Genomic DNA, 6,345 nt, shown 5'->3' with positions numbered 1-6,345 from the left:
GTATGAAAAAGGTTTCTTCACGGCAGTTGCTACAACGGAGGGAACCTCAACGGACAGTTTGCTCAAGTCGGGGAACCCGCCCACGCAACTGTCCTCCGCAACGCACTGCCTCCCCTACACCCCACACCCTACACCCCACACCCTTTTTCAAGTCAGAGGGGAAAATGACGATTATACAGAAATTACTTTTATTCCCCTATCTCTTCTGCTTTCTATCTCCCCATCTTCTTGTTAACTCAGCGCTGTTTCAATTCGAGGAGAGTAGGAGTATATTTGACGACTAAATCTTAAGAAATATACCTCGCTGGCGGCGGCGATTTTGTCTAGAAAATGCAACTTAAAAAGACCTAAATTCGTCACACGATCTTAATGTTCTTGCGAAATTATTCTCAAACCTGAATATGATAGATCGGAATGGCTTTCTTGCAACTTACCGTGTATGGCGACGGCGCTGGTTTTATCCGTTAATTTCGCTGGTAGTCGCCCTCAGTCTGTGCTTGACTACACCCATGCCGGGGAGAGCACTAGATTTAATACCTTTTCTGATACAGGGAGTCCAAGTATTTCAGCTTTCTAATATCTCCCCTAATCAGGAAGTCGATCTTGGCAAGCGGATTAATCAGCAATTGGTGGGTAGTGACGTTCGACTGAACCGCAATTCTGAGATTAATAACTATGTGAAGCAAGTTGGTCAGCGTTTAGTACCTAATAGCGATCGCCCCAACATTCCTTATACTTTTCAGGTAGTTGAGGATAACAGTATTAACGCTTTTGCGACTCTGGGCGGCTACGTTTATGTAAATACGGGTTTGCTCAAAACCGCAGACAATGAAGCGGAACTAGCCAGTGTTCTCGCCCATGAAATCGGTCATATCGGTGGGAAACACGTAGTCAAACAGATGCAGCAAAAAGCGCTCGAAAGCGGTCTATTAACAGCAGCTGGCTTAGATCGCAATACCGCAGTGAACATAGGCGTACAGATAGCACGAGACTTGCCCCGCAGTCGTCAAAATGAATATGAGGCAGATCAAAGAGGCTTGAGAACTTTGACACGCACTGGTTATTCCCAAGCTGCAATGGTTTCGTTTATGAAAAAGCTGCTGGGAAAGAGTTCTACTCCGACATTTTTAAGTACTCACCCTGGCACAAGCGATCGCATTGTGGCTTTGCAACGTTCCATTAATGCCCAACCGAGCAATGGGCGATATGGGTTGGATAACAGTTCTTATAAAGCTAATATCCAAGCATTACGGTAGTCTTAATCCGACCGTGCCAAGTCAAAAATCAATAATCAAATACCATCCCATCTCCAACTATGCTCGCTTTTTACGGCGATTAGTGATTTGGGATGGTTCAATATTGATTACTCCTTCTGTTAAAGGCAGAGTACGGAGGCAGTTTTGGAAAACATTGACTTGATAAATTAGCTTATTTGTAATGTCTAATCCAGTCAACCAACCGCTGCGGGGATGGTAAGCACCAGTATCTATATCTAGCCAGCCCTGTCCTTGTGCGAGTTTACCAGGAGTAACACCAGGTAGAGTAAAGGTGATGGTATGACCGGTAATAATTAGCTTATCAGTAAAATATGGTTGCTGAATGCTGTGAAATTCATCTCTGATCCAGCAAAATTGCTCGGCGGTTTGTTCTGCTAGAGGTATATCAGGATCGATACCAGCATGAGTTAACCAAATATCTCCCAAATCGAGATATGTAGGTAAAGCTTTGAACCAATCTAAATGTTCGTGGGGAATGGTGGCTTCTTGGTAACTGGCTATAGTTGCTTGTCCGCCGCTATGCAGCCATGCTTGCATTGCTGGTGTTGGGATGCTGTCGCTGGTAAGAATGTGCAATAGCATCTGCTCGTGATTTCCCAGCACACATCCATAGTTATTTTCTTTGACGAAATTAACTACATGGGAACTATGCGGGCCGCGATCGATTAAGTCTCCTAAGAAGTAAACTCGATCCTCTGCTGCCGGAGCGATCGCCTCCAGCAATGTCATCAAACCTTCATAATGACCGTGCACATCCCCAATCACAATTCGACGTTGGCTAGATTCGCTCATAGGCTCTTGGCATGAATAATTTGCCTGAATACTTCTGCTACAGTTTAAGCTGTTTAGTTTCCGCGAACCAACATAGAAAATACTTGACAAATTTTTACTCAAGTTGACTGCCATCAGTCATCAAGAGGCAGTCCGCAGAAAGAGGTTTCCACGCTACTTCCTACTCTGCAAAAAAGCGTTTCAACTTCTTGCAGGTTAACAACTTAGGCGTTCATCAGTCAATAACTATTACGATTGTTTATACAATTAAATGCGCTTTAGCTGATTAAATCGGTAAATTTTTTCTACGTTAGCTTAGAATTTACGCAGTTGCTATATTCTACTGGTAAGTTAACAATGTCCGAAAATTTCTCTGCCGAAATTAGCTCGCGCATCTGTAATCATATGAATGAAGATCATAAAGATGCCATAGTTCTTTATGCCAAAGCTTTTGGCGGTATCACAAATGCAACAGCAGCTCAAATGCTGTCGATAGATTCTCAAGGTATGGATTTAACAGCACAAGTGAATGGAGAAAGTATACCAGTTCGGATTCAGTTCGATCGTGTTTTAGCAGATGCCGAAGATGCTCATCAAACTCTCATTGCAATGGTGAAGCAAGCAAGAGTTCAGGCGATGTAGAAATCGCCTGAATCAGAAATCAAATGAGGTTGAGGATTGGTAATCATCGCCTAAATATCGCAATGAATCACACTAAACTCCTGTTACCAATCTTATCGCCCTTAATTGCGATCGCCTCTGCGTTACTCGTTGGTGCAATCCTCATCTTACTAGCTGGGGCAAATCCGATCGCAGCCTACACCGCTTTATTTCAAGAATCTCTCTCCACCTACTTCGGATTTGGTAACACGCTTACCAAAATGACACCGTTATTATTCACCAGTTTAGGAGTTTTGGTAGCCTTGCGTGCAGGTCAATTTAACATCGGTGGCGAAGGACAAATTTACCTTGGTGCTTTGGGAAGTACTTTAATTGGGTTATATCTGCAAGGATTACCAGCTTTGATTCACGTACCATTGGCGTTATTAGCAGGCTTTTTCTTTGGTGCAATTTGGGGTTGGATTCCTGGTTATCTCAAAGCAGTGCGGGGAGTAAATGAAGTTATTACTACCTTGCTGCTGAATTATATTGCGATAAATTTAGTCAGCTACCTCGTGCAAAACCCCTTGAAAGCACCAGCAGCGCCTAGTCCTTATTCGCCATTAATTGCTAAATCTGCACAGTTGCCGATTATCTTACCGCAAAGTCTCGCCCATGCCGGAATTTTGCTGGCGTTAATAGCGGCGGGAATATTGTGGGTATTGTTAGTGCGATCGCCTCTAGGATACCAAATCTCCGCTGTGGGATTTAACTCCATTGCCGCCCGTTATGCCGGGATTTCTGTAGAACGTACCATCATGCTAGTGATGGCGTTAGCAGGTGGTTTGGCTGGGTTAGCGGGTGCATCTGAGGTGATGGGGTTGAAGTATCGCTTATTTGAACAAGTTTCACCAGGTTACGGATTTGATGCCATTGCGATCGCTTTCTTAAGTCGTGGTAGTGTTTTTGGTGTGGTATTGACTTCCCTATTTTTCGCAGCACTTCGCAGTGGTGCTAATGTCATGCAACGGAGTGCAGGTGTGCCGATAACTGTAGTTTACGCCATTCAAGGTTTGACTGTGCTATTTATTGCCATAGCTTTGGCATTTGAAAGAAAGTGATTGCCAATTGACCAAGCCCCGTTGGGGCGGGGTGTTGGGTGTGGGGTGTCGGGTGTAGGGGAAGAAATAGCCCCAACAACCTCCTGGTACAAGCCCCGTTTTTTCAAGACGATTGTATTGGTGGGGGTTTCAAGCCCCCTCTAATACTGTCTTCCCTACACCCCACACCCTACCCACTACACCCTATTTTTGAAAATACTAAACGATATTACTCAAACACGACTGTACGATTACCATACACTAGAACGCGATTTTGCAAGTGTAAACGCACTGCTCTAGCTAATACAACTCGCTCTAAATCTTTACCTTTTCTAATTAAATCATCAACTTCATCCCGGTGACTAACTCGCACTACATCTTGTTCAATAATTGGCCCTGCATCTAAATCGGCAGTAGCATAATGAGCCGTTGCACCAATAATTTTGACACCGCGTTCAAATGCTCGATGATAAGGATTTGCACCTACAAAAGCGGGTAAAAAAGAGTGATGAATATTAATAATTTGGGGAAATTGATGAATAAAATCAGCACTAAGGATTTGCATATATTTAGCTAAAACGACCAAATCGATTTGATACTGTTGGAGTATTTCTAGTTGTTTGGTTTCTTGTTCTGCTTTATTGTTTTTATTAATGGCAATGTGATGGTATTCGATATTAAATTGCTCGGCTATTTCTTTTAAATTATGATGATTGCTGATAATTAAAGGAATTTCAGCGGCAATTTCCCCCGCGCGTTGTCGCCAAATCAAGTCCAATAGACAATGATCTTGCTTGCTTATCCAAATAGCAATGCGGGGGATAGTATCAGAAAAGTGCAGTTCCCATTTAGCACCCAAAGGTTGAGCGATCGCATTAAAAGCCGTGCCGATCAAATCTCTGGGTAAATTAAATCCATCTAACTGCCATTCAATACGCATGAGAAATAGTCCAGCAGCAAAATCTGTATGCTGATCGGAGTGGATAATATTGCCACCATTGGCATAGATGAAATTGGCAATTTTTGCCACTAATCCCCTTTGATCGGGGCAGGAAATTAACAAGGTTGCGGTTGGATTAGTCATACATCTTGAAAAATTAAGTAGGTGGACATAATTAAATGTAAAATGCCAACCGATGAAACGCTGTCATAAGCTGGCATTTACCTTCTGCCTTCTGCCTTCTGCCTTCTGACTTCTACTTATCACTTGTGATTAAAATCTTCCTTTGTCAGCCTTAACAATTGGTGTGCAATCGAATATGATATTATTTGCTAATAGTTGGAGTTGGTACAGGTAGAGTAGTTGGTAAAGGTATTCCCTGATTCTCTACAGGTTGTTTCCATTCTGATAAATCCCGATTTACTGCATTTTCAAAATCTGTAGATACCAACAGTACATTGATATTGCCATTTGGTTGCGCGCTAGAATCTGCCTGAGCATACACAAAACTGCGATTAAAATTAGGCTTACCCAAAATCAACTGATGAGTCTTCTGATTTTTGAGATTGATATTAATAGTGGCTTGGGGTTGGTCTAAACCGTATTCCCCAAGCTGGTTAGCGGAGATAGGGAAAGTGCGATCGCTCTTTCCCCCAACCAACAAATCCATTAAATAAGAAACAATAGCATCATTTGCTGGTTCTGATACCGGAGATTTTAGCAACCATTTAGGGCGATCGGATTGAGCGTTACGTTCTAGAGTTAAAGTCAATTTTTTCGTCTTGACTGTTAAAGATTGCACATCATCTGCTGTAAAAGAGAAAATTTGTTGCTGTTTCTCCTTAATTTCTTCTCGCTGAGTTGCACCTTTAATTTCATAAAAGTAAACAAAACCACCCAAACCCAAAGCGAGGAATATCAAAATTAAAGTCGTTCGTGGCAATTTCATTGTTAGTTGTCAGTTGTCAGTTGTCAGTTGTCAGTTGTCAGTTGTCGTAGAGACGCGATGCCAGTCGCTACAACGGGGAGCCACTGCGTTGGGCGGCTTTGCCGACTTGAAGCAAGTGGCGTGGGAACCCCCCTTCGGGTTCACAGTTGCCTGCGGAGGGAAACCCTCCCGCAGCACTGATTCACCGCAACGCGCTGGCTCATTAATCGCGTCTCTACAAGAGTCAGAAAGCAGAAGGCAGTCCCGATGAAACAAGTTTCACCGCTATGTATGAAAAAGGTTTCTTCCCCTACACCCCACACCCTACACCCCACACCCTTTTTCAAGTCAGGAGGCAGGAGTAATTATTATTGTTGTCTCCCTCATCTCCCCTGCCCCCAGTTCTTTCTTAACGTCTCCGCCACCAGATAAGAGCTGCTGCTGCTAACCCGATAAGGGGTAAAGCTAACAGAGACGACAATGTTAAAACACTGGCTTGTGTATTTGACAAGGTTATCCGACGGTTTTTCGGTTCTTTAGGGCTAATTGACAAGGTTTGTCGATCCTGTTTACTTAGCCAAGTGACTGAGTTGAGAAATACATCTCCATTGAGTTGCTGTTGAAATAAGCCGTTAGTGGCGAAATCTGAATTTCCCAATACTACTAACCGAGATTCGGTAGGTGTTTGTGTCGATTTGTCTGGGGTTGGCGAAGCAGTCGTCGCAGCAC

7 protein-coding genes and 1 pseudogene are annotated in these 6,345 nt (G+C 43.3%); 4 read left to right on the top strand and 4 right to left on the bottom strand.

Features of this window, described 5'->3' with window-relative positions:
- Positions 1-235: hypothetical protein (locus tag I8752_RS30675; protein ID WP_214435955.1), on the top strand; the 235-nt coding region annotated here is incomplete at its 5' end.
- Between the two features lie 166 nt (positions 236-401).
- Entirely contained in the window at positions 402-1,256 is an 855-nt protein-coding gene (locus I8752_RS30670) for a M48 family metallopeptidase (RefSeq protein ID WP_214435954.1), read from the top strand.
- A gap of 57 nt (positions 1,257-1,313) precedes the next feature.
- Here the strand turns inward: I8752_RS30670 and I8752_RS30665 are convergent, their stop codons facing one another.
- Positions 1,314-2,069: a metallophosphoesterase family protein gene (locus I8752_RS30665; protein WP_214435953.1), complete on the bottom strand. Its 756-nt coding sequence runs from the start codon at positions 2,067-2,069 to the stop codon at positions 1,314-1,316.
- Between the two features lie 336 nt (positions 2,070-2,405).
- On the opposite strand from I8752_RS30665, the gene I8752_RS30660 reads away from it, so the two are divergent.
- Both I8752_RS30660 and I8752_RS30655 read left to right on the top strand, forming a co-directional pair.
- Complete coding sequence (locus I8752_RS30660) at positions 2,406-2,690, top strand: DUF2470 domain-containing protein (protein WP_214435952.1); 285 nt, start codon at positions 2,406-2,408, stop codon at positions 2,688-2,690.
- Between the two features lie 62 nt (positions 2,691-2,752).
- Entirely contained in the window at positions 2,753-3,769 is a 1,017-nt protein-coding gene (locus I8752_RS30655) for an ABC transporter permease (protein ID WP_214435951.1), read from the top strand.
- Between the two features lie 208 nt (positions 3,770-3,977).
- Here the strand turns inward: I8752_RS30655 and purU are convergent, their stop codons facing one another.
- The 3 genes and pseudogenes from purU to I8752_RS30640 form a co-directional block, all read right to left on the bottom strand.
- Positions 3,978-4,832, bottom strand: a complete 855-nt coding sequence (gene purU, locus I8752_RS30650) for a formyltetrahydrofolate deformylase (protein ID WP_214435950.1) — start codon at positions 4,830-4,832, stop codon at positions 3,978-3,980.
- Between the two features lie 181 nt (positions 4,833-5,013).
- Entirely contained in the window at positions 5,014-5,637 is a 624-nt protein-coding gene (locus I8752_RS30645) for a DUF4340 domain-containing protein (protein ID WP_214435949.1), read from the bottom strand.
- 388 nt (positions 5,638-6,025) lie between these two features.
- A pseudogene (locus I8752_RS30640) lies at positions 6,026-6,345 on the bottom strand (ABC transporter); the annotation flags it as partial.

The organism is Dendronalium phyllosphericum CENA369, assembly GCF_016056275.1.
Taxonomy (GTDB): Bacteria; Cyanobacteriota; Cyanobacteriia; order Cyanobacteriales; family Nostocaceae; genus Dendronalium; species Dendronalium phyllosphericum.
Note: the sequence above shows the minus strand (reverse complement) of the source record. Positions and strands in the feature narration are given on the sequence as shown.